Raw genomic sequence first — 24,597 nt, 5'->3', positions numbered from 1 at the left:
GGCTACAGAGCCCCCTTGGTGGAAGGAATGCCGTGCACCTTCGGGTCGAACGCCACGGCGTCGCGCAGTGCGCGGGCGAGGGCCTTGAACTGCGCCTCCACGATGTGGTGGGCGTTGCGCCCGTACGGGACGTGGACGTGCAGCGCCACCTGCGCGTTCGACACGAACGACTCGAAGATGTGCCGGGTCAGGGTGGTGTCGTACTCGGGGCCGATCATCGGGGCCATGCCGTCCGGCTCCACGTGCACCAGGTAGGGGCGGCCGGAGACGTCCACGGTGACCTGCGCGAGCGCCTCGTCCAGCGGGATGGAGGCGTCGGCGAAGCGGCGGATGCCCGCCTTGTCGCCGAGCGCCTCGCGGAACGCCTGGCCGAGCGCGATGGCGGTGTCCTCGATCGTGTGGTGGCTGTCGATGTGCAGGTCGCCCGCCGTCTTGACGGTCAGGTCGAACGACCCGTGCTTGCCGAGCTGGGCCAGCATGTGGTCGAAGAACCCCACGCCGGTCGCGACGTCGACCTGGCCGGTGCCGTCCAGGTCGATCTCGACGAGGACCTGGGTCTCCTTGGTCCCGCGTTCGATGCGGCCTTTGCGTGTCACGAGTTCTCCTTCGCTGTCGACGACGAAGCCGTCTCGGGGCGTGCGGGGGGTCGCCCACCCTCGGAGAGGAGGGCGGTGCGGAAGGCGGCCATCTCCTCCGGGGTGCCGACGCTGACCCGCAGCCATTCGGGCGGCCCCACCTCCCGGATCAGCACGCCGCGAGCGAGCAGGCCCTCCCAGACCTTCCGGCGGTCGGGGAACGTCCCGAACAGGACGAAGTTGGCGTCGGAGTCGGCCACCCGGAACCCCTCGGCGCGCAGCCACGCGACCAGGTCGTCGCGGCCGCGGCGGAGGGCGTCGACGCCGCCGAGCAGTTCCTCGCCGTGGGCGAGGGCGGTGCGCGCGACGGCCTGGGTGACGGCCGACAGGTGGTAGGGCAGCCGGACGAGCTGCAGTGCCTGGACGACGGCCGGGTCGGCGGCCAGGTAGCCGAGCCGGGTCCCGGCCATCGCGAACGCCTTCGACATAGTCCGGGTGACGATCAGCCGCGGGTTGCCGTCCAGCAGCGTCAGCGCGGACGGGGTGCCCTCGCGGCGGAACTCGGCGTACGCCTCGTCGACGACGACCATGCCGGGCGCGGCCTCCAGCACGGCCTCGATGGCGCCGAGCGGCAGCGCGGTGCCGGTGGGGTTGTTCGGCGAGGTGAGGAACACGACGTCGGGGCGGTGCTCCTCGACGGCGGCGACGGCGCGGCCGGGGTCGAGCCCGAAGTCCTCGTCGCGGAAGGCGTTCACCCAGCGCGTCCCGGACACCCCGGTGATGATCGGGTGCATCGAGTAGGACGGCTCGAAGCCGAGCGCGGTCCGGCCCGTCCCGCCGAACGCCTGCAGGATCTGCTGGATGATCTCGTTGGAGCCGTTGGCGGCCCACACCCGGCCGGCGTCGAGGCCCGCGCCCGGGGTGTCGGCGTTCAGGAACGCGGCGAGGTCCTCGCGGAGGGCGACCGCGTCCCGGTCGGGGTAGCGGTTCAGCGACCCGGCGACGTCCATGACGGCCTCGCCGACGGCCTTCACCAGGCGCTCGGACGGCGGGTACGGGTTCTCGTTGGTGTTCAGCGCGTACGGCACGTCCAGCTGCGGGGCGCCATAGGGCTCCTTGCCGCGCAGGTCGTCCCGGAGCGGCAGGTCGTTGAGGGACGTCACGAAGGGATCTCCCAGTCGAAGCGGGCCTTCAGGGCGGCGCCGTGCGCGGGCAGGTCCTCGGCCTCGGCGAGCGCGACCACCCGGGAGGTCGCCTCGGCGAGGGCGTCGCGGCCGTACTCGACGACGTGCACGCCGCGCAGGAACGACTGGACCGACAGCCCGGAGGAGTGGCAGGCGCACCCGCCGGTCGGCAGGACGTGGTTGGACCCCGCCAGGTAGTCGCCGAGCGACACCGGCGCGTGCGGGCCCACGAAGATCGCGCCGGCGTTGCGGACGCGGGCGGCGACGGCGGCGGCGTCCGCGGTCTGGATCTCCAGGTGCTCGGCGGCGTAGGCGTCCACGACCTTCAGGCCGTCCTCGACGCCGTCCACGAGGACGATGCCGGACTGCCGCCCGGCGAGCGCCTCGGCGATCCGCTCGGTGTGCTTGGTGCGCCCGACCTGCGCTTTCAACTCCGCCTCGACGTCGTCGGCGAGCCGCGGCGAGTCGGTCACGAGGACGGCGGCGGCGAGCGTGTCGTGCTCGGCCTGGCTGATCAGGTCGGCGGCGACGTGCACCGGGTCGGCGGTGCCGTCGGCCAGGATCGCGATCTCCGTCGGGCCGGCCTCGGCGTCGATGCCGATCACGCCCTTGAGCAGCCGCTTCGCGGCGGCGACGTAGACGTTGCCGGGACCGGTGACGAGGTCGGCGCGGGGGCACTCGTCCGTCCCGTAGGCGAACATCGCGATCGCCTGCGCGCCCCCGGCGGCGTGCACCTCGTCGACCCCGAGCAGCGCGCAGGCCGCGAGGATGGCCGGGTGCGGGAGGCCGCCGTGCTCCTTCTGCGGCGGCGAGGTGACGGCGAGGGAGGCGACGCCCGCCTCCTGCGCGGGGACGACGTTCATCACCACGCTGGACGGGTACACGGCGCGCCCGCCCGGCACGTACAGCCCGACCCGCCCGACCGGGATCCACTTCTCGGTGACGGTGCCGCCGGGCACGACCCGCGTGGTCACGTCGGTGCGGCGCTGCGCGCGGTGCACGGCGCGGGCGCGGCGGATGCTCTCCTCCAGCGCGTCCCGGACGGCCGGGTCGAGCGCGGCGAGGGCCCGGTGGACGGTCTCGACCGGGACCCGCGTGCTCTCCAGCCCGACCCCGTCAAAAGCCTTGGTGTGCTCCCGGACCGCCGCCGAGCCGCGATGGCGCACGTCCTCGCAGATGGGCCGCACCTTGTCCAGGGCGGCCTCGACGTCGAGTTCGGCGCGGGGCAGCACGGAGCGCAGATCGCCGGGAAGCGAGCCGCGCAGGTCGATACGGGAAATCACCCGTCCAGTCTACGGAGTGCCCTCGGTCCCCCGCGCACCGTCTCACGTACCGAGACGCCGCGCCGGTCACGCGGTCAGGGTGCCGTCCAGGACGGTGACGGCCCGCCCGGACAGGATCACGCGGTCGCCGCGCAGGGCCACCCGGACGTGCCCGCCGCGCTCGGACGCCTGATAGCCGGTCAGCGTGTCGCGGCCGAGGCGCTCCGCCCAGTAGGGCGCGAGGGCGCAGTGCGCGGAGCCGGTCACCGGGTCCTCGCCGTCGCCGTGCAGGAGGCGGGCGGCGAAGAACCGGGACGTGAAGTCGTGCTCCCGCCCGGGATCGGCCGCCGCGGTGACGATCACGCCGCGGGCGTCGAGCCGGCCGAGCGCCGCGATGTCGGGGGCGAGGCCGCGGACCGCCGCCTCGTCGCCGACCTCGGCGAGAACGTCGTTCTGGACGTTGCGCCCGGCGGCGGACACCGGGACGCCGAGCGCCTCGGCGAGCCCGCCCGGGACGTCGATCGGTTCCGGCGGGCACGACGGGAAGTCCATCGACAGGCCGCCGTCGCCGTCGCGGGTCACGGTGAGAACGCCGCTCTTCAGGGTCCGGAACCGGATCGGGGCACCGGCCTCGGCGATGCCGGTCTCGAAGAGGGCGTGGGCGGTGCCCATGGTGGCGTGGCCGCACAGGGCGACCTCCGCGTTGGGGGTGAACCAGCGCAGCTCGAAGTCGGCTTCGGGATCGTCGACCGGGCGGACGAACGCGGTCTCGGAGTGCTTCATCTCCGCGGCGACCTGCTGCATCCACGCGGGGTCGGCGGCGTCCGCGAGCAGGCACACCCCGGCCGGGTTGCCGGCGAACGGGCGGGCGGCGAAGGCGTCGACGATCAGCATCCTCATGGCCCCGACGCTACCGACCGGCGCCGGCCGGGCGGCATGGCCAATGCCCCGGAAGTGGCCCGCCGGACACATTTCCACCGCCGACCCTCTTCACAATGTGAAAAACCAACCATTACCAAGATCATCAATATGGACGTACCCTGGCGGCGATAGGGCGTCTCCCGGTGCGCCCGGCAGCGTGGGAGTGGACTGTGACCGAGCGGCTCGCCCTGTTCCCCCTGGGCACGGTCCTGTTCCCGGGGCTCGTGCTCCCCCTGCACCTGTTCGAGGACCGGTACCGCCGTCTCATCGCCGACCTCCTCGAACAACCCGAGCCGCGCGGCTTCGGCGTCGTCGGCATCGAGCTCGGCCACGAGGTCGGCGAGGGGGCCGCGCACCGCCTCGCCGAGATCGGGTGCGTCGCCGAGCTGCGCGAGGTGACGCCGCACCCGGACGGGCGCTACGACATCGTCACGGTCGGCACCCGGCGGTTCCGGCTGAAGGAGCTGAACCGCTCCCGGCCCTACCTGCGCGGCGAGGTCGAGTTCCTGCCCGAGGAGCGCGGCGCCGGCACCGGCCCCCTCGCGGCCCGGGTCCGCCGGCTGTTCCGGCTCTACCGGCACCGGCTCGGCGCGGCCGGCGCCGTGCCGTTCGACCGGGCCGAGCCGCCCGCCGACCCGGTCGCGCTGTCGTACGCGATCGCGGCGTCGCTCGTCCTGGACGGGCACGACAAGCAGCGCCTGCTGGAGTGCGAGGACGCGGCGCTGCGGCTGGAGGCGGAACGGGACCTGCTGGCCCGGGAGAACCGCATCCTGGACGTGCTCCCGACGATCCCCGCCGGGCAGTTCCTCGACGGGTCGTTCACGCCCAACTGACCGCGCGCGGCAGACTCTCCCCATGAGCACTGCCAAGGCCAAGGGCGGCAAGGGGACCCCGGCGACCGTCGCCGCGGCGAAGGCCGGGATCGAGTACACGCTGCACACCTACGAGGTGGACGCGGACGCCGCGTCCTACGGGGAGGCCGCCGCCGACGCCCTCGGCATCCCGCACGACCAGATCTTCAAGACGCTGCTGGCGGAGGTCGACGGGAACCTGACGGTCGGCGTCGTCCCCGTGTCCGCAAGCCTGGACCTGAAGGCGCTCGCCGCGGCGGCGGGCGGCAAGAAGGCCCGGATGGCCGACCCCCGGGACGCCGAGCGCGCCACCGGGTACGTGGTCGGCGGGATCAGCCCGCTCGGCCAGCGCCGGCGGCTGCCGACCGTGGTCGACGCGTCGGTGTCAGCGCTCGGGACCGTCTACGTCTCGGCCGGCCGGCGCGGACTCCAGATCGAGCTCGTCCCCGCCGACCTCGTCCGCCTCACCGGCGCCCGCGTCGCGGTCATCGCCCGCGGGTAGCCGCCGGACGACCATCTCCAGCAGCCCGTACGTCGCGACCGCGGGCAGCGCCCAGAACACGAGCAGGCCCTTGGCGCGCAGGTCGGCGACGCCCTCGACGGTCGTGCCGTCGCGCCCGTGCCGGACGGCGTCCTGGAAGTGGCCGAGCCCGATCAGGTGGCCGGTCCGCCAGGCGAGGACGGCCGCGGCGGCGCCCCCGGCGGCCAGCCCGAGCAGCAGCGCGACGTCGTTGCCGCGCCCGCCCGCCAGGTAGGCGACGACGCCGCACAGCACCCCGGCGGCGAGCGCGATCAGCGCGAACCGGGCGTCGATGCCGATCGGCCCCTGGCTTTCCGGCTCGGCCAGAAGTGCCTCACCCTGCACGACCACATACGACACCTCGGGGGCGGTGGCCGCCCACAGCAGTCCCGCGAGCGGCCCCAGCAGCGCGACGGCGGCGCTGGTGACCGCCCAGATCGTCAAGAGCCTCCCGGTCGGTCGCCGCACCTCGTACGCTCCTAGGTGGAAGTCCTCTGACAGCGAAAGCCTAGCCTGCCCAGGTCAGCCGATCGACTCTCGAAGGGTGTCCGATTCCCGCCCACGACCGCCCCGATTACTGGGATAATGTGCCCGACATGTCCGGATTCAGTCCCGCGTTCGAACGCCTCGGCGCCGCGCTGGCGGCCGTCGTCCTGCAGCAGCAGGAGACGCTCGCCGAGTTCCTGCCGCGCGAGGACTGGAGCGCCGACCTGACCGCCCGCACGTATACCAGCGGCGGCGTCACCGTGCGGGTCTCCCTGCTCGGCAGCTACGCGGCGCGCGAGCGCACCTGGCTGTGGGGATGGGCCAACCCGCAGTTCGGCGACGCCCACCCCGCGGTCACCCCCACCCTGGTGATCCGGACGATCGGCGAGCGGCTCGGCATCACCGAGTTCACCACCCCCGAGGTCGACCTGTCCTGGTACGAGGGCCCGGCCGGGCACGGCGGCGAGCTGATCGCCATGGCCGCCGGCGGCGTCCTCGGCGGCGGCGGCTACATCGGCGCCGGCTACGACGGCGGCTCCGCCTACCTGCACGTCGACGACCCGCAGGCGCCCCCCGCCCAGTGGGACCCCGTCCCCCTCCCCCGCCTGCTCACGAACGCGACCGCCCTGTTCCCCCACGAGCCGCGCCTCACCCTCGCCGGCCTGCTCTCCCACCACCGCGTCCCCTACCACCAGACCGACCTCCTCACCGAGGTCGCCCTCCCCGGCGGCGGCACCGCCCAGGCCCGCTTCGACGGCCTGGGCCGCTTCGTCGACTGGAAAGCTGCGCTTATTGCGGTTTCTTAGTTTTCACCGAGGCGCCCGGCACCGTCCGGCTCCAGGGGCGACGACACCGGCCGCCGCCGCAACCACGCGACGACCTCCACGCCTGCGATCGCGTCCGAAGGCAGGTTCGAGCTTGCGAGACCTGATCGCGCAGCGAGCCGCAAGGCGAGCCGGAGCGATGCAGCGATCGCGCGCGGTTCCCGACGATGGAGGGCCGTCAAGGCCCGAAGGAGGAGGGAACCGCCATCAAACACGACGGGCCGAGTAGCTGTTTGAGGTCGCCCATCAGGGCCGGGGACGGCGCCACGCGGAGCTTGTCGTCCAGGCGGACGACCGTGGTGCGCGGGCCGTTCTGGACGTGCAGGTGGACCTCGGCGGTGCCCGGGTGGGTGACCAGCACCTCCTTGAGCCGCGACACCGTGGGGGGCGTGCAGCGGCCGAGGGGCAGCGTGACCGAGAACGGGCCGGTCGCGTCGGTGATGGTCAGGTCCGGCTGGGTGACCTCCATCGCGATGATCTTCGCGACGTCCTCGCGGCGGTCCAGCCGGCCCTTGACGATCAGGATCGCGTCCTCGGCGAGCAGCGTGGAGCACAGCTGATAGGACGAGGGGAAGCACAGCACCTCGATGGAGCCGCCGAGGTCCTCCAGCTGGAACATGGCCCAGGAGTTGCCCTGCTTGGTGACCTTGCGCTGCAGCCCGGACAGCAGGCCCGCGATGACCACGACCTGGCCGTCGGGGCGCTCGCCCTCGTTCAGCACGGCGATGGTGCAGTCGGCCTCGCGTTCCAGGATGTGCTCGACGCCGAGGAGCGGGTGGTCCGACACGTACAGGCCGAGCATCTCCCGCTCGAAGGCGAGCAGGGTGGTCTTGTCCCACTCCTCGCCCTCGGGGATCGCGACGGCGAACGCGTCCTCGCCGCCCTCGTCCTCCAGGGCGCCGAAGAGGGAGTCCTGCCCGACGGCCTCCTTGCGCTTGATGTCGATGACGGAGTCGATGGCCTGCTCGTGCACCATCAGCAGCGCCTTGCGCTGGTGGCCGAGCTCGTCGAACGCGCCCGCCTTGATGAGCGACTCCACGACCCGCTTGTTGCAGACCTGCGGCGGGACCTTGTTCAGGAAGTCGTTGAAGTCGGTGTAGGCGCCCTTCTCCCTGCGGGCCGCGACGATCCCGTCGACCACGTTGTGGCCGACGTTGCGGACGGCCGACAGCCCGAAGCGGATCTCGGTGTCGCCGAGCGGGGTGAAGTCGGCCTCGGACGTGTTGACGTCCGGCGGCAGCACCTTCAGGCCCATCCGGCGGCACTCCGACAGGTACAGGGCGCTCTTGTCCTTGTCGTCGCCGACGGACGTGAGCAGGCCCGCCATGTACTCGGCCGGGTAGTTCGCCTTCAGGTAGGCCGTCCAGTAGGACACCAGGCCGTACGCGGCCGAGTGCGCCTTGTTGAACGCGTAGTCGGAGAACGGGACGAGGATGTCCCACAGCGTCTTGACGGCCTCCTTGGAGAAGCCGTTGTCGAGCATGCCCTTCTCGAAGCCGACGTACTGGGCGTCCAGCTCGGCCTTCTTCTTCTTGCCCATGACGCGGCGCAGCAGGTCCGCTTTGCCGAGCGTGTAGCCCGCCACCTTCTGCGCGATCGCCATGACCTGCTCCTGGTAGACGATCAGGCCGTAGGTGGTGTCGAGGATCTCCTTGAGGGGCTCCTCCAGCTCCGGATGGATCGGGGTGATCTCCTGCTGCCCGTTCTTGCGGAGCGCGTAGTTGGTGTGGGAGTTCGCGCCCATCGGGCCGGGCCGGTAGAGGGCGCCGACGGCGGAGATGTCCTCGAAGTTGTCCGGCTTCATCAGCCGGAGCAGGGACCGCATCGGGCCGCCGTCGAACTGGAACACCCCGAGGGTGTCGCCGCGGGCGAGCAGGTCGTAGGTCTTCTTGTCGTCCAGGGGAAGCGCGAGCAGGTCGACCTTGACGCCCTTGTTCTTCTCGATGCCCTTGAGCGCGTCGTCGATGATCGTCAGGTTCCGCAGGCCCAGGAAGTCCATCTTCAGCAGGCCGAGCGTCTCGCAGGTCGGGTAGTCGAACTGCGTGATGATGGCGCCGTCGGCGTCCCGGCGCATGATCGGGACGTGGTCGGTGATCGTCTCGCCGGACATGATGATCCCGGCGGCGTGCACGCCGGTCTGGCGGATCAGGCCCTCCAGGCCCTGCGCCAGGTCCATGATCTGCTTGACGTCGGTCTCTTCCTCGTACAGCTTGCGCAGCTCGCCGGCCTCGCCGTAGCGCGGGTGCTTGTCGTCGAAGATGCCCGACAGCGGGATGTCCTTGCCCATCACGGCGGGCGGGAACGCCTTGGAGATCCGGTCGCCGAGGGCGTAGGGGAAGCCGAGGACGCGGCCGGCGTCCTTGATGGCGGCCTTCGCCTTGATGGTGCCGAACGTGGCGATGAACGAGACCTTGTCGGCGCCCCACTTCTCGGTCGTGTACTTGATGACCTCGGCCCGCCGGTCTTCAGGGAAGTCGATGTCGATGTCGGGCATGGACGCGCGCTCGGGGTTCAGGAACCGCTCGAAGATCAGCCCGTGCGGGATCGGGTCGAGGTCGGTGATGCCCATCGCGTAGGCGATCAGGGAGCCGGCGGCGCTGCCGCGGCCGGGGCCGACCAGGATGCCGTTCTCCTTGGCCCACATGATGAAGTCGGCGACGACGAGGAAGTAGGACGGGTACCCCTTGCCGAGGATGACGCCCATCTCGTACTCGGCCTGCTCCTTGTAGCCGTCCGGAAGGCCGTCGGGGAAGCGGCGCTCCAGGCCCTTCCAGACCTCCTTGCGGAACCAGCTCTCCTCCGTCTCGCCCTCGGGGACGGGGAAGCGGGGGCTGAGGTCGCGGTACTCGAACATCCCCCCCGGGTCGACCTTCTCGGCGATGAGCAGGGTGTTCCTGCACCCCTCCAGCCAGATGTCGGACGAGTCGATGCCGCGCATCTCGTCGGCGGTCTTCAGGTAGTAGCCGGACCCGTCGAACCGGAAGCGGTCGGGGTCGGCGAGCTGCTTGCCCACCTGGACGCACAGGAGCGCGTCGTGCGCGGTCGCCTCGGACTCGTGCGTGTAGTGCGAGTCGTTGGTGACGACCGGGGGGATGTTCAGCTTCCTGCTGATCTCGATGAGCCCGTCGCGGACGCGGCGCTCGATCTCCAGCCCGTGGTCCATCAGCTCCAGGAAGTAGTTCTCCTTGCCGAAGATGTCCTGGAACGCGGCGGCGGCCTTCAGCGCCTCGTCGAACTGGCCGAGCCGCAGGCGGGTCTGCACCTTGCCGGACGGGCAGCCCGTGGTGGCCATCACGCCCTCGGCGTGCTCGGCGAGGAGCTCCTCGTCCATGCGCGCGTACTTGAAGACGAAGCCCTCGGTGTAGGCGCGGCTGGACAGCTTGAACAGGTTGTGCAGGCCGGTCCTGTTCCGCGCCCACAGCGTCTTGTGGTTGATCAGCCCGCCGCCGGAGACGTCGTCGCGCTTCTGGCTCGGCTCACCCCACTGAACCTTCTTCTTGTGGTAGCGGGACTCGGGCGCCAGGTAGGCCTCGATCCCGATGATGGGGGTGACCCCGGCCGCCGTCGCCTGCCTGTGGAAGTCGTAGGCGCCGTGCATGTTGCCGTGGTCGGTCATGGCGATCGCCGGCATCTTCTGCCGCCCGACCTCCTCGAACATCTGCTTCAACCGGGCGGCTCCGTCGAGCATGGAGTACTCGGTATGAACGTGCAGGTGAACGAAAGAGTCGGCCATGCGTGCTGCGCCTCCTGCTCGTCGCATGCGACCGCCCACGTGCGTGGCTCGCACGTGTCGGCATCTCGGTACCGGGGGAAGGTCGCCGGCCCGGGCGCGGTGCCGGGACGACGCGGTGCTGAGAGCCTAACCCGCTTCTTCCGTCACTCGCGCCTCCGACGCGCCCATTGCCCGCGACGCCCGCCGACCGTCTCGACAGGCGGGACGATCCGTCCGCGATGTGGCGGCGGCCGGGCGCTCCGGCCTACGATGTCGCCCGTGGAACGTCGCCATCCCAGGTTTACGCGGCCGGCTCCGGGCGAGCCGGTCGCCGCCGCGACCTGAGCGACGACCCCGGAGCCGGCCCCAGGCGGAGCACCGCGCGTGCTCCGCGTTCTCGCTGATCAGGCGCGGCCCCGGGCACGGATCCCCTGGCGCTGCCGCCGCCGCACGAAGGGAATCCGAGATGCACGACGAGGTCCTCGAATCCGCCGGCGAGCTGCGCGTGGCGCTGCCGTCCGCCGAGGCCATCACGACGCTCGGCGCGGCCCGCGCGGCGATCGACGATCTCGACGCGGCGCTCGCCACCCTGCTGGAGCACCGCGCCGCGGTGGCCGCCGTCGTCCAGCGGCTCAAGCCGGTCGGCGGCTTCGCCGGCCGCGACCCCGGCCGGGAGCGGCGGATCGTCGAGGCCATGGCGGAGCGCGCGCCGTCCCTCGGCGCCGGCCGGCTCGCCCCCATCGTGAACGCGATCATCGAGGCGGGCCTGGACGCCGCCGAGACGCGCGGATGACCCCGCTCAGGACTCCGCTTCGACGATCTCCAGCGCGCGGGCCAGGTCGTCCGGGTACGGGCTCTCGAACTCCACCCACTCGCCCTTGGTGGGGTGCTCGAACCCCAGCCGGACGGCGTGCAGCCACTGCCTCCTGAGCCCGAGCCGCTCCGCCAGGGTCGGGTCGGCGCCGTACGCCATGTCCCCCGCGCACGGATGCCTGATCGCGGACATGTGCACGCGGATCTGGTGGGTGCGCCCCGTCTCCAGGTCGATGTCGAGCAGCGTCGCCGCCCGGAACGCCTCGACGGTGTCGTAGTGGGTGACGGACGGCTTGCCGCCCGCCACGACCGCGAACCGGCCGTCACCGGAGGGATGCCGGTCGATGGGCGCGTCGACCGTCCCGCGGAACGGGTCGGGATGCCCCTGGACGAGCGCCCGGTACCGCTTGTCGATCCGGCGCTCCTTGAACGCGCGCTTGAGCCGCGAGTACGCGACCTCGCTCTTCGCCACGACCATCGCGCCGGTCGTGTTGGCGTCCAGCCGGTGCACGATGCCCTGCCGCTCGGACGCGCCGCTCGTGGCGATCGTGTGCCCGGCCCCGAGCAGCCCGCCGAGGACGGTCGGGCCCGTCCAGCCGGTCGTCGGGTGGGCGGCGACGCCGACCGGCTTGCTCACCACGACGATGTCGTCGTCCTCGTACAGCACGCCCATCCCGGGGACGGGCTCGGCAACCGGCGCGGGCGGGGCGGGCGGCGGCGGGAGGGTGACCTCCAGCCAGGCGCCCGCGTGTAGGCGCTCCGACTTCGTGGCCACCTGCGCGCCGTCCAGCAGGACGTCGCCCGCGGCGATGATGTCGGCGGCGCTGCCCCGCGACACGCCGAAGAGGCGGGCCAGCGCGGCGTCGATCCGCTCGCCCTCCAGGCCGTCCGGCACGGGAAGGCCGCGCACATCCGCCATCAGGACTTCTCTTCCGGGGCCTTCACCCCGGCCCCGTCCCCGGCCGAGTCCCCGGCCTCGGGCTTCGGCCCGGCGGGCTCGGGCGCCTCGGTCTCGCGCGCCTCGGTCTCGCGCACTTCGGGGCCGGCCTCGGCCTCGGGCGCCTCGGGGGCGCCGCTCTCGCCGGAGTCGCCGGCCTCGTCCTTGCCGGGAAGGCGCGTCCCGTCCACCTGCAGCCCGCGCGCCGCCAGCAGGACGGCCAGCACGCCGCCGCAGACGATCGCCGAGTCGGCCAGGTTGAACACCGGCCAGTGCGGCAGCTGGATCCAGTCGACGACGTGCCCCTTCAGCGGGGCCGGGGAGCGCAGCAGCCGGTCGAGGAGGTTGCCGACCGCGCCGCCGAGCAGCAGGCCGAGGCAGACCGCCCACGGGACGCTGCGCAGGTTGCGGGCGGTGCGCAGGATCGCCACCACCACGCCGCAGGCGATCAGCGTGAACACGATGGTGTAGCCGGTGCCGATCGAGAACGCGGCGCCGCTGTTGCGGGTCTCGCGCAGCGTCAGCAGGCCGCCGAGCAGCCGGACCGGCTCCCGGTCCTGCAGCGTCGCCACCACGATGATCTTGGATGCGATGTCGGCGGCGAGCGCGGCCACGGCCACGGCGACCAGCACGCCGACGCGGCGCGGCCGAGGAGACCCCGTGGTCCCCCCGGCCTCGCGCTCTGGGTTCGTTGAGTCGCTCAGCGACGTTCCTCGCGTTGTTTGCATGTCACACATAGGGTCGCACGCGGGAAGACCTGGAGTCGCGCCTTACCGATCGGTTTGGCGCAGGACTCGCAGATCCCGTACGTGCCCGCGTTCATCCGCTGGACGGCGCGCTCGATCTGGGCGAGCAGGTCCTGTGAATTGTAGGACAGCGCGAGCTCGTGCTCCCGCTCGTAGGTCTTGGCGCCCGCGTCCGCCTGGTCGTCGCCCGCGCCGTCGCTGGTGTCGCCCTCGGCGATCTGGCTCGCGGACGCCGCGATCTCGGCGCGCAGCGTCTCGATCTGCTCCTCCAGCCCGGCCCGCACCTCGGCGAGCTCGCCCGCCGTCCACCGGTGCTCGCCCTCGCGGACCGGCAGCTCCGCGGCCGTCGCCTTCGGCGCCGCCTCGTCCAGCGCGTCCCGGTCCCTTGGGTCCCGGTCCCGCGCGGGCGCCGCGCGCCCGCCCGGCCGCCCAGGCTTCGCGGCACCGCCCTTGGTCGCGGGCCCCTTCGCCGCCGGGCTCTTGGCCGCGGGCGCCTTCGCGCCCGCCGTCCTGCTCTGGGACGGCCGTGCCGTGCCCCGGGTCTTGCTCGCGGCGGGCGGCGTGCCCCTCCTCGCGCCGGCCATGTCGGCCTCCCTCGCGGTGGTCGCCTCGACGGGCAGTGCGGGCAGCATAGGTCCCCTCTCTCGGGCACGGTAAACAACCTGGGCCGTGTTACCGACCGCTTATGCCCGGTCGCCGATCGCGGGAAAACCCCGGCCCTGCGCACGAGATCGCAAAGGAACCGTGGGCGCCGCGGCGGAAAACGGGAAGAGCGGCGCGCCGGGGTGCGTTAGAGTCTGGACGAGCAGTCGTATGGCAGGCGCTGATGGGGACACCTGCCGCCGCACGCAGCCATGAGCGACCCGGGGACGGTGCGAGCCCGGGGGCGAGCCCGGCGGTCTGATCACCCCGGAGCCGCCGGAAGAACCGCCCCGGACGCCCGTCCGCGGGGCCCAGTAGACCCGGTGGCCGAGACTGGAACGAAGCGGGCCGCGCCGGAACCGGGGCGGCCAAGGAGGGTGGTACCGCGGGGCCGCCCGGACCGAGTCCGGGCACGCGCCTCGTCCCTCCGGTCAACGTGCCCACGTCGATCCGGAGGTCCGCCATCGTGAGCCGAGCCTTTCGGCCACTGCCCGCGCAGGTCGATCTGCCCGCCCTGGAGCGGGACATGCTGCGCCGCTGGCAGGAGAACAAGGTTTTCGAGCGGTCGCTGGAGCGCACCGCGTCCGGTGCCCCGTGGGTGTTCTACGAGGGGCCGCCGACCGCCAACGGCATGCCGGGCGTCCACCACGTCGAGGCCCGCGTGTTCAAGGACGTCTTCCCGCGCTTCAAGACCATGAAGGGCCGCCACGTCCCGCGCAAGGCCGGCTGGGACTGCCACGGGCTGCCCGTCGAGGTCGCCGTGGAGAAGGAGCTCGGCCTCACCGGCAAGAAGGACATCGAGGAGTACGGCGTCGCGGAGTTCAACGCCCGCTGCCGCGAGTCGGTCCTGCGCCACGTCGACGCGTTCGAAGAGATGACCGAGCGCATGGGCTACTGGGTCAACACCGACGAGGCCTACCGCACGATGGACCCCGAGTACGTCGAGTCCGTCTGGTGGTCCCTCAAGCAGGTGTTCGGCAAGGGCCTGCTGTTCCGCGACTTCCGCATCACCCCCTACTGCCCGCGCTGCGGGACGGGCCTGTCCGACCACGAGCTGGGCCAGCCCGGCGGGTACGAGACGGTCACCAGCCCGTCGGTGTACGTGCGGATGCCCGCCACGTCCGGCCCGCTGGCCGAGATGGGCGCCGCGCTGCTCATCTGGACCACGACCCCGTGGACGCTGGTGTCCAACACCGCCGTGGCCGTCCACCCGGACGTCACCTATGTCGCCGCCCGCCCACGGGGGTCCGACGAGGTGCTCGTCGTGGCCGAGCCCCTCCTCGACCAGGTGCTCGGCGAGGGCGCCGAGCGGCTGGCCGCGTTCCAGGGCACCGACCTTGAGCGGACCACGTACCGGCGGCCGTTCGAGCTGGTCGACATCCCGGACTCGCACTACGTCGTCCTGGGCGACTACGTCACGGTGGAGGACGGCACCGGGCTCGTCCACCAGGCGCCCGCCTTCGGCGGCGACGACATGACCGTCTGCAAGAACTACGGGATGCCGATCGTCAACCCGATCGGGCCGGATGGGCGCTTCCTGCGGGAGGTGCCCCTGGTCGGCAACAAGTTCTTCAAGGACGCCGACGAACCGCTCACCGAAGACCTGCGCGCGCGCGGACTGCTGTTCCGCGGCGGCCACTTCGACCACAGCTACCCGCACTGCTGGCGCTGCCACACGCCGCTCCTCTACTACGCGCTGCCCGCCTGGTACATCCGGACCACGCAGATCAAGGACCGGCTGCTGGAGGAGAACGAGAAGACCAACTGGTACCCCGAGACCGTCAAGCACGGCCGGTACGGGGAGTGGCTGCGCAACAACGTCGACTGGTCGCTGTCCAGGAGCCGCTACTGGGGCACGCCCCTCCCCCTGTGGGTCTGCGGCGACGACGAGGACCACATCACCTGTGTGGGGTCGCTGAAGGAGCTGGGCGAGCTGGCAGGGCGCGACCTGTCCGCGCTCGACCCGCACCGCCCCTATGTCGACGACGTGGCGTTCCCCTGCCCGCGCTGCGGGACGGAGGCGCGCCGCGTGCCCGACGTCATCGACGCCTGGTACGACTCCGGGTCGATGCCGTTCGCGCAGTGGGGCGCCCCCTACCGCAACAACGAGGTGTTCGAGGACTCCTACCCGGCCCAGTACATCTGCGAGGCCCAAGACCAGACCCGCGGATGGTTCTACTCCCTCATGGCCGTGGGGACGCTGGTGTTCGACCAGTCGTCCTACGAGAACGTCGTGTGCCTCGGCCTGATCCTCGCCGAGGACGGCCGCAAGATGAGCAAGCACCTCGGGAACGTCCTGCGGCCCATCCCGCTGATGGACCAGCACGGCGCCGACGCGGTGCGCTGGTTCATGGCCGCGAGCGGGCTGCCCTGGGCGTCCCGCCGCGTCGGGCACGGCGCTCTGGAGGAGATCGTCCGGAAGGTCCTGCTCACCTACTGGAACACCGCGTCGTTCTTCGTCCTGTACGCGAACGCGGCCGAGGCGCAGGGCCGCGCGTGGACGCCGGACCGGCGGTCCGAGGCGCCCGCCCCCGCCGACCGCCCGCTCCTGGACCGCTGGGCGCTCGCCGAACTGCACCGCACCGTCCGCGAGGTCGACGGCGCCCTGGAGGAGTTCGACACCGCCCGCGCCGGCCGGCGCCTCTCCCAGTTCGTCGACGACCTGTCCAACTGGTACGTCCGCCGCTCCCGCCGGCGCTTCTGGGAGGGCCCGGAGACGCCCGACGGCTCGGCCGCGTTCGCGACGCTCTACGAGTGCCTGGAGACGCTCACCCGCCTCATGGCGCCGATCGTCCCGTTCATCACCGACCACGTCTGGGATGTGATCCGCACCGAGGACGGCCCCGAGTCGGTGCACCTCGCCGACTGGCCGGCCGTGGACGAGACGCTGCTGGACGAGGAGCTGACCGCGCAGATGGCGCTCGTCCGGCGCCTGGTCGAGCTGGGCCGCTCCGCCCGTGCGGCGAGCGGGGTCCGGACCCGCCAGCCGCTCGGCCGCGCTCTCGTCGGCGCCGCAGGGTGGGCGGCGCTGCCCGGGCAGCTGCGCGCCCAGATCTCCGAGGAGCTGAACGTGCTCGGCTTCGAGGAGCTGTCGTCGATCGGCGGCGACCTGGTCGAGTACGAGGTCAAGCCGAACTTCCGCGAGCTCGGCAAGCGGTACGCCAAGGACACCCCGAAGGTGGCCAAGGCGATCACCTCCGCCGACCCGGCGGCCCTCGTGCACGCGCTGCGCGCCGGCTCCGCCGAGGTCGAGGCCGACGGGCTCGGCACGGTGCCGCTCTCCCCGGACGACGTGATCGTCACCGAGCGGCCGCGCAGCGGCTGGGCCGTGGAGAGCGCCGCCGGCGAGACCGTCGCGCTCGACCTCACCGTCACGCCCGAGCTGCGCCGCGCGGGCCTGGTGCGGGAGGCCGTCCGGCTCGTCCAGGAGGGCCGCAAGGCCGCCGGGCTGGAGGTGACCGACCGCATCGACCTGTGGTGGGAGGCCACCGGCACCGACCTCGCCGAGGCCCTGCGCGCCCACACCGCGGAGGTCGCCGCCGAGGTGCTCGCGACCACGGTGGCCGAGGGCCGCCCCGAAGGCCTCACGGCCGCGCGCGACGAGGAGCTCGGCCTCACCTACTACCTCCGCAAGGCGTGAGGCCCGCCGCCGCGGCCGGGCCCGGAACCGTCCGGGCCCGGCCGCGGCGGAGAACTTTCCGCGATGGGGTTCATCGCGACACATCGCGTTTGCGATGATGGTCCGGTGAACCTTCCCGAGCAGCCCTCCGGGCCCGAACCACCGGCGCGGCCGTCGCCCGCCGGCATGCGCGCGTCGGACGCCGACCGCGACCAGGTCGCCGACCGCCTGCGCGAGGCGCTCGCCGAGGGGCGCATCACGCCGGAGGAGCACGCCGAGCGCATCGACGCCGTCTACAACGCCAAGACGTACGCCGAGCTGGAGCCCGTCCTCAGCGATCTGCCGGGTGAGCAGGCCCCCGGGCCGCGCGTCGACCTGCGCAAGGAGCCGCGGCCGGCCGCCCCGCCCCCGTCGCAGTCGCCGAACCTCGTGGCGATCTTCTCCGGGGTGGAGCGGAAGGGCCGCTGGCTGGTCGAGCCGACCACCAACGTGTCCTGCGTGTTCGGCGGCGCCGACCTGGACTTCCGGCAGGCCGTCCTCAGCCAGGGCGAGGTGACGGTCAACGTCACCTGCGTCTTCGGCGGGGTCACCATGATCGTGCCGCCCGGCGTCCGGGTCGTCGGGTCCAACGTGGCGATCTTCGGCGGCAACGACCTGCCGGAGGACGACACCACCGACCCGGACGCCCCCGTCATCCGGCTGACCGGCATGCTGCTGTTCGGCGGGGTCACCGTCACCCGCCGCGCGGTGGGCGAGAAGGGCGGGCGCCGCTCCCGGCGGCGCGAGGCGCACCGGCTGCACCACGAGGAGATGCGGCGGCGGCACACCGACATGCACGAGGAGCGGCGGGACGACCGCCGCGACCGGCTCCGCGAGCTCCGCCACGAGCGGCGCCACGGCCGCTGACCCCGGAACCGGCCCGGGACGCCGCCCGCCGCCCGGGGTTCGCGCGGTCGGTCGCGGTCGTCGCGGTCAGTCGCGGGCGTGCTCGCGGTCGGGCTGGCAGACCAGGCAGGGCGTGCAGCCCCGGGACTTGGCCTCCGCGCGGGACAGCGACTCCAGGTCGTCGGCCTCGTCGCCGATGTCCTCGATCAGGGCGCAGTCGACGCGGTGGTAGCGCTTGGTGCCGCTCAGGATGCGGACCTGCGGGCCCTCGGGCTCGGGCTCGGGCTCGGGCTCGCCGGACGCGGACGGCTCAGGATCGTGCGCGGTGGCGGGCTCGTCCTCGTCCGCCGCGGTGTCCCGGTCCGAGACCGGCGAGGCGGGCTCGCGGCCGGTGTCCAGGGGGTCCTCGTCGTCGGCGTCGCGAGGGCGCGGGGCGGTGGGGGCGTCGAGCGGCTCAGCACTGAGAGGCTCTGCACCGAGCGGCTCACCGAGCGGCTCGGCGCCGAACGGCGCGGGGCCCAGGTCGACGGTGACGTCCGGCGGGGCGGATTCGGTCTCAGCGGTCCGTTCCCAGGTGGGCCGGTCCCCGGAGTCCTCCGCGGCGGGTTCGGGGCTCTCCGCGGCCGTGGGCGCCTCCCCCGCGGAGCCGACGACGCCCGCGACGGGGATGTCGGTGAGGGTGGGCCCCGCCGGGCGGGGCGCCGGCGCGTCCGGCTCGGGCTCGTCCGGCCGCGGGATCTCGGCCGTCCTGTCCGACGACCCGGGCTTGTCGAGGGAGCCGGGCCTGTCGTAAGAGCCGGGCTGGTCGAAGGACCCCGGCTTGTCGAAGGACAGGGCCGAGGGCGCCGGCCTGGCGATGCCCGCCAGACCGCCCTCGGAGCGCTCCGCGCCGGGGCCGGTGGCCGCCGCCCTGCCCGCGTCGGAGGACGCGGGTGCCGACGCCGCGGCGCGCGCCGCCAGTGCGGTGTCGGGCATGCAGGCGGTGCAGGAGCTGAAGCCCTCTTCCCGGGCCTCGGCGTAGGTGAGCTCCTCGGTCTCCCGGCCGGCGAGCTGCCGGCAGGTGTCGAGGTGGTAGCGCTTGCGGCCGCGGACGACGAACACCAGGGCGTCGTCCGGCACGTCCGCGGGCGGGGCGGGGACCTCCACCTCGTCGTCGGCGGGCTCCGCCGGCGGGGCCGCCGCCTCCAGGGCGCTCGGGGCGGCCTTGGCGGGCGCGGGCGGCGTGCTCTTCTTGCGCTTGTCCTTCTTGGCCTTCTTGGTCGTACGGGCGGGCGCGACCGGGACCCCCGGGCCGAACAGCTCCTTGCGCCGCAGGAACACCCCGATGGCCAGGCAGAGCGCGGAGACGATGCTGACGGCGATCGAGATGTAGATGACCACCAGCGCGTCCAGGCCGAAGACCTGGGCGCTGTCTCCGTTGCCGGCGACGATTCCCGCTACCAGCAGGGCGATCGCCACCACCACGAGAACGCCACTCAGGATGATCACAGGGTCTCTCCCACTCGTTCGGACCGCTCGGCCTCGGGCCGCGCGAGGCCCGGCGGCCGGCGCACAGGATGGCCGTCCGGCGCCGCGGGGACGGCGGAGCCGCCATCCCCGGCGCGGCGATCAGGACGACACTATCGCCTGTGGCGGCCGGATCAGCGCCTGTCGTGCGGCGGGTTGTCGCCGCCCGCGTGGAACGCGCCGGTCGCCGAGTGCTGGACCTGCTGGGCGTGCTCGGGCGACGGGAACGTGCCCGGTGCCGGGGCCGGGGCCGGGCCGCCGTTGCGGGTGTCGGCGTGCTGCAGCTGGCCCTGCGGCCCCGTCTGCGGGCCGGGCTGGGGAGCGGTCTGCTGGGCCTGCGAGGGCGCGGCGCCCGGGACGGCGGCGAACGCGCCCGTCTCGGTGCTGCCCGCCTCCAGATCGCGCAGCTGGCCTTCCAGGTACACCTTCAGCCTGCTGCGGTACTCGCGTTCGAACGCGCGCAGGTTGTCGACCTCGCGCTCCAGCTCCTCGCGCTGCTGCACGAGCGAGCCCATGACCTGGCGGTGCCGCTCCTGGGCGTCGCGGTCGAGGGCCTCGGCGCGGGAGCGGGCCTCGCTGACGATCTGGTCGGCCTGCCGGCGGGCCTTGCCGAGGATCTCCTCGGCCTCCCGGCGGGCGCGGCCGAGCGTCTCGTCGGCCTCCCGGCGGGCGTCGGCGATCGCCTGGTCGGCGGTCTGCTGGGCCAGCGCGAGCACGCGGGCCGCGGTGTCCATGTTGTCCTCGCCGGTGGGCGCGGCGGCCATGCCGAGGCCGCCGAGCGCGGGCTCCGGCTCGGGCTGCGGCTGCGGCTCGGGGCGCGGCGGCTCGGGGATCTTCTGGACGTCCGGCTTCGGCTCCACGATGGGAGCGGCCATGGCGGGAACCTTGCCGCGCAGGCATTCGGCCAGCTTGGCCCGCAGCTCCTCGTTCTCCTGGATGAGGCGGTCAAGCTCCGCCTCGACCTCGTCGAGGAAGGCGTCCACCTCCTCCTCGTCGTACCCCGGCCTCAGCCTGGTGGTACTGAACTGCTTGTTCCGCACGTCGGCGGGTGTCAGCGGCATGTTCTCGTCTCCTTGGCGCGCTTGGAGTCTGTCCCCGAAGGACGGTATCCGATCGACCTAGCCTCCGCCGAATATGGAGCCGACGAAGATGATCAAGACCCAGACCACAAGGATGAGGACGGTGAAGCTGAGGTCGAGTGCAACGTTACCCAGCCGGATGGGCGGGATGAAACGCCTGAGCAGCTTCAGCGGCGGATCGGTGACCGTGTAGGTCGCCTCGGCTATCACCAGCACCACCCCGGTCGGCTTCCATTGCCGGGCAAAGGACTGCAGGACCTCCAGGACCAGCCTCCCGATCAGGAACAGGAGGAACAGGTACAGGATGCCCTGCAGGACGGATCCAACGATGTTCACGGATACTCTCGCATGTGCGTCTCAGCTTTGGTTGAAGAACCCTCGTTCTGCCATCCGGGCCTTGTCCTCCGCCGTCACCTCCACGTTGACGGGCGACAGCAGGAACACCTTGTTCGTAACACGCTCGATGCTCCCATGGAGGCCGAACACGAGACCAGCCGCGAAGTCGACGAGACGCTTGGCGTCGCTGTCGACCATCTCGGTCAGGTTCATGATCACGGGTGTTCCCTCCCGGAAGTGCTCCCCGATCGTCCTCGCCTCGTTGTAGGTCCTCGGATGCAGCGTAGTGATACGAGCGAGGTCGGTGGTACCGCTCTCGTAGAGCGCCACGGAGCGTCGCTCGATCGTGGACGTGGAGTGATGGTCGCGATCCCGGTCCGAGGCCTCGTCGGCTCGGGTAAGCTGACCGCCGGATTCGTCATCGCGACGGCGGCTCTGCCCGGTGTCGGTCTCCTCGTCGTAGACCTCGTACTCGTCGTACTCGCCGTACTTGTCGTCGTAGCGGTCGTCCTCCACAAGGCCGAGGTAGACCGCCATCTTGCGCATCGCGCTGGCCATACGCCCCTCCGAGTCCTGTGGTGGCGGTACCGGGCGCGTCCGGCCCCGCCGATGGACTGATCCGTCGTGGCGACCCACGTTCGGGCAGGTACCACTGGGGGGACATTACCTGACGATTGCCCGTCGGCCGCCGAGCAACGCCGTACCGACCCGCAGGTGTGTCGCGCCGCACGCGATCGCCTGCTCCAGATCGCCGCTCATACCCGCACTGACGATCCGGGCGCCCGGATGGTTCCGCCTGATCTCCGCCGCCGTCCCGGCGAGCCGGGTGAAGGCGGGCAGCGGGTCGGCGCCGAGCGGCGCGACGGCCATCACGCCGCCGAGCTCCAGGCCGGGTGCCCCGGCGATCTCGTCCGCCAGTCCCGGGGCGCCGGCCGGGGCGACCCCGCCGCGCCCCTGCTCCTCCGCGGGCTCGTCCAGCGACACCTGGACGAGGCAGCGCAGCGTGCGGCCCGCGCGGACGGCCGCGTCCGACAGCGCCCGGACCAGCCGGGACCGGTCGACCGAGTGCACGACGTCGGCGTAGCCCGCCACGGCACGGGCCTTGTTGGTCTGCAGCCGCCCGACGAAGTGCCAGGTGAGGGGGAGGTCGGCGCATTCGGCGGCCTTGGGGCGGGCCTCCTGGTCGCGGTTCTCGCCGACCTCGGTGAGGCCGAGTCCGGCCAGCAGCCGCACATCGGACGCGGGGAAGGTCTTGGTCACCGCGATCAGCGTGATCTCGCGCTCGTCGCGCCCGGCGGCGGCGCACGCGGCGGCGATGCGCTCGCGGACCGCGGCGATGCCCTCGGCGATCTCGGCGCGGCGGCGCCCGGAGCCGGGTTCCGCGCCGCTCACCCGTCGCCCTTCAGCCAGACATATCCGGCGAAGCGCCCGGTGCGGCCCTCGCGGCGGTAGGAGAACAGCCCCGGGTCCTCGATCGTGCAGCGCGGGTCGGTCTCCACGCGGCCCACCCCGGCCGCCGCGAGCTGCTCGGCGACGCCGGCGCGGATGTCGAGGCCGGGGGTGCCCTTGGCGGTGGTGGCGTACGCGGCGGGCACGGCGGCGGCGACCTCGTCCCGCATCGCGGCGGGCACCTCGTAGCAGCGGCCGCACGCGGCGGGCCCGATGGCGGCGGTCATCCGCGCGGGCTCGGCGCCCCGCTCGCGCATCGCCTTCACCAGGGCCGGGACGACGCCGGCGGCCGTGCCGGGGCGGCCGGAGTGCGCGGCGCCGACGACCCGGGCGACGGGGTCGGCCAGCAGCACGGGCGCGCAGTCGGCGACGAGGACGGCGAGCGCGAGGCCGGGCACGGTCGTGACGACCGCGTCGGCCTCGCCGGGAATGTCGGGGGAGGTGGCGTGCGCGACGTCCGCGCCGTGCACCTGCCGCATGAACACGGTGCGCTCGGGGTCGGCGCCGAGCGCGGCGGCGGCGCGGCGCCGGTTGGCCGAGACGGCGGCCGGGTCGTCGCCGACCGCGCCGCCGAGGTTCAGGGAGTCGTAGGGGGGCCCGCTCACGCCGCCGGCGCGGGCGGTGAAGCCGGCGCCGACGCCGCCGCCCAGGGCGACGGTGGTGATCACTTCAGGAAGTCGGGGACGTCGAGGTCGTCGTCCTCGTCGAACACCACGGGACGGCGGCGCTGCCCGGAGGAGGCGGGGCCGCCGTCGTTCTCGCCCGCGTGCACGCGGGACGAGGGCTGCTCGGAGGACGGGCGGGGCGCGGGGGCGCGGGAGCCGCCGGACTCGCCGGGCGGGCCCGCCTCCCGGTCGCCGGGCGGGCCCGGCTGCCCGGACGGCGCGTTCTCCGGCGGGGACTGCTGCTCGCCGCGCCCGGCCGGCCGGGCGTCCTGGCCCTGGCCGGACGCCTGCGCCCGGTCGTTCTCGGGCCGCTGCGCCGGCGCGGACTGGGCGGACGCGGCCGGCGCGGCGGCGGCCTGCGCCACCGACGGCTGCGTGCCCTGCTGGGCGGACGCCTGCTGCCCGGCGGGCTCGGCCCGCCCGACCCGGCTGGGGATCGGGTTGGCCGGCGCGGCCGAGGCGGGCGGCGGGACCGGACGCGGGGGCGGGGGCAGCCGCTTGCTCTCCGGCTCCGGAGCCGGTTTGGAAGGGCGCCCCTCGTCAAAACCCGCCGCGATCACCGTGACCCGGACCTCGTCACCGAGCGCGTCGTCGATGACCGCGCCGAAGATGATGTTGGCGTCCGGTGCGGCCGCGTTCGAGACCAGCTGCGCGGCCTCGTTGATCTCGAAGAGGCCGAGGTCGGAGCCGCCGGAGATGGACAGCAGCACGCCGTGCGCGCCGTCGATGCTGGCCTCCAGCAGCGGGCTGGAGATCGCCATCTCGGCCGCGGCCACCGAGCGGTCGTCGCCGCGCGCCGAGCCGATGCCCATCAGCGCCGAACCGGCGCCCGACATGACGGACTTGACGTCGGCGAAGTCCAGGTTGATCAGGCCGGGGGTGGTGATGAGGTCGGTGATGCCCTGGACACCGGACAGCAGCACCTGGTCGGCCGCCTTGAAGGCGTCCAGCACGCTGACCTGCCGGTCGGAGATCGACAGCAGCCGGTCGTTGGGGATCACGATGAGGGTGTCGACCTCGTCGCGCAGCGTCTCGATGCCGGCCTCGGCCTGCATGGCGCGGCGCTTGCCCTCGAAGCTGAACGGCCGGGTCACGACGCCGATGGTGAGCGCGCCGAGCGAGCGGGCGATGTTGGCGACCACGGGCGCGCCGCCGGTGCCGGTGCCGCCGCCCTCCCCGGCGGTGACGAACACCATGTCGGCGCCCTTGAGGACCTCCTCGATCTCCTCCCGGTGGTCCTCGGCGGCCTTGCGGCCCACGTCCGGGTTGGCCCCGGCGCCGAGGCCGCGCGTGAGCTCGCGGCCCACGTCCAGTTTCACGTCGGCGTCACTCATCAGCAGCGCCTGGGCGTCCGTGTTGATCGCGATGAACTCGACGCCCTTGAGTCCCTCTTCGATCATCCTGTTGACGGCGTTGACGCCGCCGCCGCCGATGCCGACGACCTTGATGACCGCGAGGTAATTCTGCGGTGCTGCCACGACGAGGGGCCTTTCCGCTCTCTCCGACCGCCCTGCCCGGTCTGCCGACCGTGCCGTCGCGGTGTTTCCCGACCTGTGAGCATGTGGGGTGCGGGGTGAACCCTCAC

The 24,597-nt window shown here is 73.0% G+C and carries 22 protein-coding genes; 6 read left to right on the top strand and 16 right to left on the bottom strand.

What is annotated here, in order from left to right:
- Positions 1-2: 2 nt before the first annotated feature.
- From hisB to BM339_RS03945, 4 genes are all read right to left on the bottom strand, one after another.
- The gene (gene hisB, locus BM339_RS03960) at positions 3-596 is read right to left on the bottom strand and encodes an imidazoleglycerol-phosphate dehydratase HisB (RefSeq protein ID WP_021596173.1); all 594 of its coding nucleotides are present in this window, start codon (positions 594-596) and stop codon (positions 3-5) included.
- Positions 593-1,738: a histidinol-phosphate transaminase gene (locus tag BM339_RS03955; RefSeq protein ID WP_083597229.1), complete on the bottom strand. Its 1,146-nt coding sequence runs from the start codon at positions 1,736-1,738 to the stop codon at positions 593-595. Before BM339_RS03955 ends, hisB begins: the two co-directional genes overlap by 4 nt.
- A complete protein-coding gene (gene hisD / locus BM339_RS03950) occupies positions 1,735-3,042 on the bottom strand; it encodes a histidinol dehydrogenase (RefSeq protein WP_021596171.1) in 1,308 nt (435 codons plus the stop codon). The genes BM339_RS03955 and hisD overlap by 4 nt, the downstream gene beginning before the upstream one ends.
- A gap of 66 nt (positions 3,043-3,108) precedes the next feature.
- On the bottom strand, positions 3,109-3,921 hold the full coding sequence (locus tag BM339_RS03945) for a PhzF family phenazine biosynthesis protein (protein ID WP_021596170.1): 813 nt from the start codon (positions 3,919-3,921) through the stop codon (positions 3,109-3,111).
- 191 nt (positions 3,922-4,112) lie between these two features.
- On the opposite strand from BM339_RS03945, the gene BM339_RS03940 reads away from it, so the two are divergent.
- Both BM339_RS03940 and ybaK read left to right on the top strand, forming a co-directional pair.
- The gene (locus BM339_RS03940) at positions 4,113-4,775 is read left to right on the top strand and encodes an LON peptidase substrate-binding domain-containing protein (RefSeq protein ID WP_075019901.1); all 663 of its coding nucleotides are present in this window, start codon (positions 4,113-4,115) and stop codon (positions 4,773-4,775) included.
- A gap of 22 nt (positions 4,776-4,797) precedes the next feature.
- The gene (gene ybaK, locus BM339_RS03935) at positions 4,798-5,295 is read left to right on the top strand and encodes a Cys-tRNA(Pro) deacylase (protein ID WP_021596168.1); all 498 of its coding nucleotides are present in this window, start codon (positions 4,798-4,800) and stop codon (positions 5,293-5,295) included.
- Here the strand turns inward: ybaK and BM339_RS48395 are convergent.
- Positions 5,179-5,757 (bottom strand): hypothetical protein, encoded by a 579-nt coding sequence (locus BM339_RS48395; RefSeq protein ID WP_021596167.1) that lies wholly within the window; start codon positions 5,755-5,757, stop codon positions 5,179-5,181. The two genes, ybaK and BM339_RS48395, sit on opposite strands and share 117 nt — an antisense overlap.
- A 152-nt stretch (positions 5,758-5,909) precedes the next feature.
- Here BM339_RS48395 and BM339_RS03930 point away from each other — a divergent pair, with 152 nt between their 5' ends.
- A complete protein-coding gene (locus BM339_RS03930) occupies positions 5,910-6,605 on the top strand; it encodes a DUF6882 domain-containing protein (RefSeq protein ID WP_021596166.1) in 696 nt (231 codons plus the stop codon).
- Between the two features lie 196 nt (positions 6,606-6,801).
- On the opposite strand, the gene dnaE is transcribed toward BM339_RS03930, so the two are convergent.
- Complete coding sequence (dnaE, locus tag BM339_RS03925; protein WP_075019900.1) at positions 6,802-10,356, bottom strand: DNA polymerase III subunit alpha; 3,555 nt, start codon at positions 10,354-10,356, stop codon at positions 6,802-6,804.
- Positions 10,357-10,801: 445 nt separating this feature from the next.
- Here dnaE and BM339_RS03920 point away from each other — a divergent pair, with 445 nt between their 5' ends.
- Complete coding sequence (locus BM339_RS03920) at positions 10,802-11,128, top strand: chorismate mutase (protein WP_021596164.1); 327 nt, start codon at positions 10,802-10,804, stop codon at positions 11,126-11,128.
- A 6-nt stretch (positions 11,129-11,134) separates the two neighbouring features.
- Here BM339_RS03920 and BM339_RS03915 read toward each other — a convergent pair whose 3' ends face one another.
- From BM339_RS03915 to BM339_RS51140, 3 genes are all read right to left on the bottom strand, one after another.
- A complete protein-coding gene (locus BM339_RS03915; protein WP_021596163.1) occupies positions 11,135-12,067 on the bottom strand; it encodes an RluA family pseudouridine synthase in 933 nt (310 codons plus the stop codon).
- Positions 12,067-12,717 (bottom strand): signal peptidase II, encoded by a 651-nt coding sequence (lspA, locus tag BM339_RS03910; RefSeq protein WP_256255206.1) that lies wholly within the window; start codon positions 12,715-12,717, stop codon positions 12,067-12,069. Before lspA ends, BM339_RS03915 begins: the two co-directional genes overlap by 1 nt.
- 68 nt (positions 12,718-12,785) lie before the next feature.
- A complete protein-coding gene (locus tag BM339_RS51140) occupies positions 12,786-13,202 on the bottom strand; it encodes a TraR/DksA family transcriptional regulator (protein WP_033332203.1) in 417 nt (138 codons plus the stop codon).
- Positions 13,203-13,939: 737 nt separating this feature from the next.
- Here BM339_RS51140 and ileS point away from each other — a divergent pair.
- Both ileS and BM339_RS03895 read left to right on the top strand, forming a co-directional pair.
- Entirely contained in the window at positions 13,940-17,113 is a 3,174-nt protein-coding gene (gene ileS, locus BM339_RS03900; RefSeq protein WP_075020142.1) for an isoleucine--tRNA ligase, read from the top strand.
- Positions 17,114-17,218: 105 nt separating this feature from the next.
- A complete protein-coding gene (locus BM339_RS03895) occupies positions 17,219-17,998 on the top strand; it encodes a DUF1707 domain-containing protein (RefSeq protein ID WP_075019898.1) in 780 nt (259 codons plus the stop codon).
- 66 nt (positions 17,999-18,064) lie between these two features.
- On the opposite strand, the gene BM339_RS03890 is transcribed toward BM339_RS03895, so the two are convergent.
- From BM339_RS03890 to ftsZ, 7 genes are all read right to left on the bottom strand, one after another.
- A complete protein-coding gene (locus BM339_RS03890) occupies positions 18,065-19,465 on the bottom strand; it encodes a hypothetical protein (protein ID WP_075019897.1) in 1,401 nt (466 codons plus the stop codon).
- Between the two features lie 152 nt (positions 19,466-19,617).
- On the bottom strand, positions 19,618-20,544 hold the full coding sequence (locus tag BM339_RS03885; RefSeq protein WP_021598410.1) for a DivIVA domain-containing protein: 927 nt from the start codon (positions 20,542-20,544) through the stop codon (positions 19,618-19,620).
- 57 nt (positions 20,545-20,601) lie between these two features.
- Positions 20,602-20,898, bottom strand: coding sequence for a YggT family protein (locus BM339_RS03880; RefSeq protein WP_021598409.1), 297 nt, complete (start codon positions 20,896-20,898; stop codon positions 20,602-20,604).
- 21 nt (positions 20,899-20,919) lie between these two features.
- Complete coding sequence (locus tag BM339_RS03875) at positions 20,920-21,456, bottom strand: cell division protein SepF (protein WP_021598408.1); 537 nt, start codon at positions 21,454-21,456, stop codon at positions 20,920-20,922.
- Positions 21,457-21,561: 105 nt separating this feature from the next.
- Positions 21,562-22,290, bottom strand: coding sequence for a YggS family pyridoxal phosphate-dependent enzyme (locus BM339_RS03870; protein ID WP_021598407.1), 729 nt, complete (start codon positions 22,288-22,290; stop codon positions 21,562-21,564).
- Positions 22,287-23,015, bottom strand: coding sequence for a peptidoglycan editing factor PgeF (gene pgeF / locus BM339_RS03865; RefSeq protein WP_024935565.1), 729 nt, complete (start codon positions 23,013-23,015; stop codon positions 22,287-22,289). The genes BM339_RS03870 and pgeF overlap by 4 nt, the downstream gene beginning before the upstream one ends.
- Entirely contained in the window at positions 23,012-24,490 is a 1,479-nt protein-coding gene (gene ftsZ, locus BM339_RS03860; protein ID WP_024935566.1) for a cell division protein FtsZ, read from the bottom strand. The genes pgeF and ftsZ overlap by 4 nt, the downstream gene beginning before the upstream one ends.
- Positions 24,491-24,597 lie beyond the last annotated feature (107 nt).

It is taken from the genome of Actinomadura madurae, from assembly GCF_900115095.1.
Classification (GTDB): Bacteria; Actinomycetota; Actinomycetes; order Streptosporangiales; family Streptosporangiaceae; genus Spirillospora; species Spirillospora madurae.
Note: the sequence above shows the minus strand (reverse complement) of the source record. Positions and strands in the feature narration are given on the sequence as shown.

Bases quoted from the DNA above. Each gene is read 5' to 3' on its own strand.
- BM339_RS03920 (WP_021596164.1), top strand. From the start codon at position 10,802: ATGCACGACGAGGTCCTCGAATCCGCCGGCGAGCTGCGCGTGGCGCTG.
- ybaK (WP_021596168.1), top strand. From the start codon at position 4,798: ATGAGCACTGCCAAGGCCAAGGGCGGCAAGGGGACCCCGGCGACCGTC.
- dnaE (WP_075019900.1), bottom strand. From the start codon at position 10,356: ATGGCCGACTCTTTCGTTCACCTGCACGTTCATACCGAGTACTCCATG.
- BM339_RS03945 (WP_021596170.1), bottom strand. From the start codon at position 3,921: ATGAGGATGCTGATCGTCGACGCCTTCGCCGCCCGCCCGTTCGCCGGC.
- BM339_RS03930 (WP_021596166.1), top strand. From the start codon at position 5,910: ATGTCCGGATTCAGTCCCGCGTTCGAACGCCTCGGCGCCGCGCTGGCG.
- BM339_RS03875 (WP_021598408.1), bottom strand. From the start codon at position 21,456: ATGGCCAGCGCGATGCGCAAGATGGCGGTCTACCTCGGCCTTGTGGAG.
- BM339_RS03885 (WP_021598410.1), bottom strand. From the start codon at position 20,544: ATGCCGCTGACACCCGCCGACGTGCGGAACAAGCAGTTCAGTACCACC.
- BM339_RS03915 (WP_021596163.1), bottom strand. From the start codon at position 12,067: ATGGCGGATGTGCGCGGCCTTCCCGTGCCGGACGGCCTGGAGGGCGAG.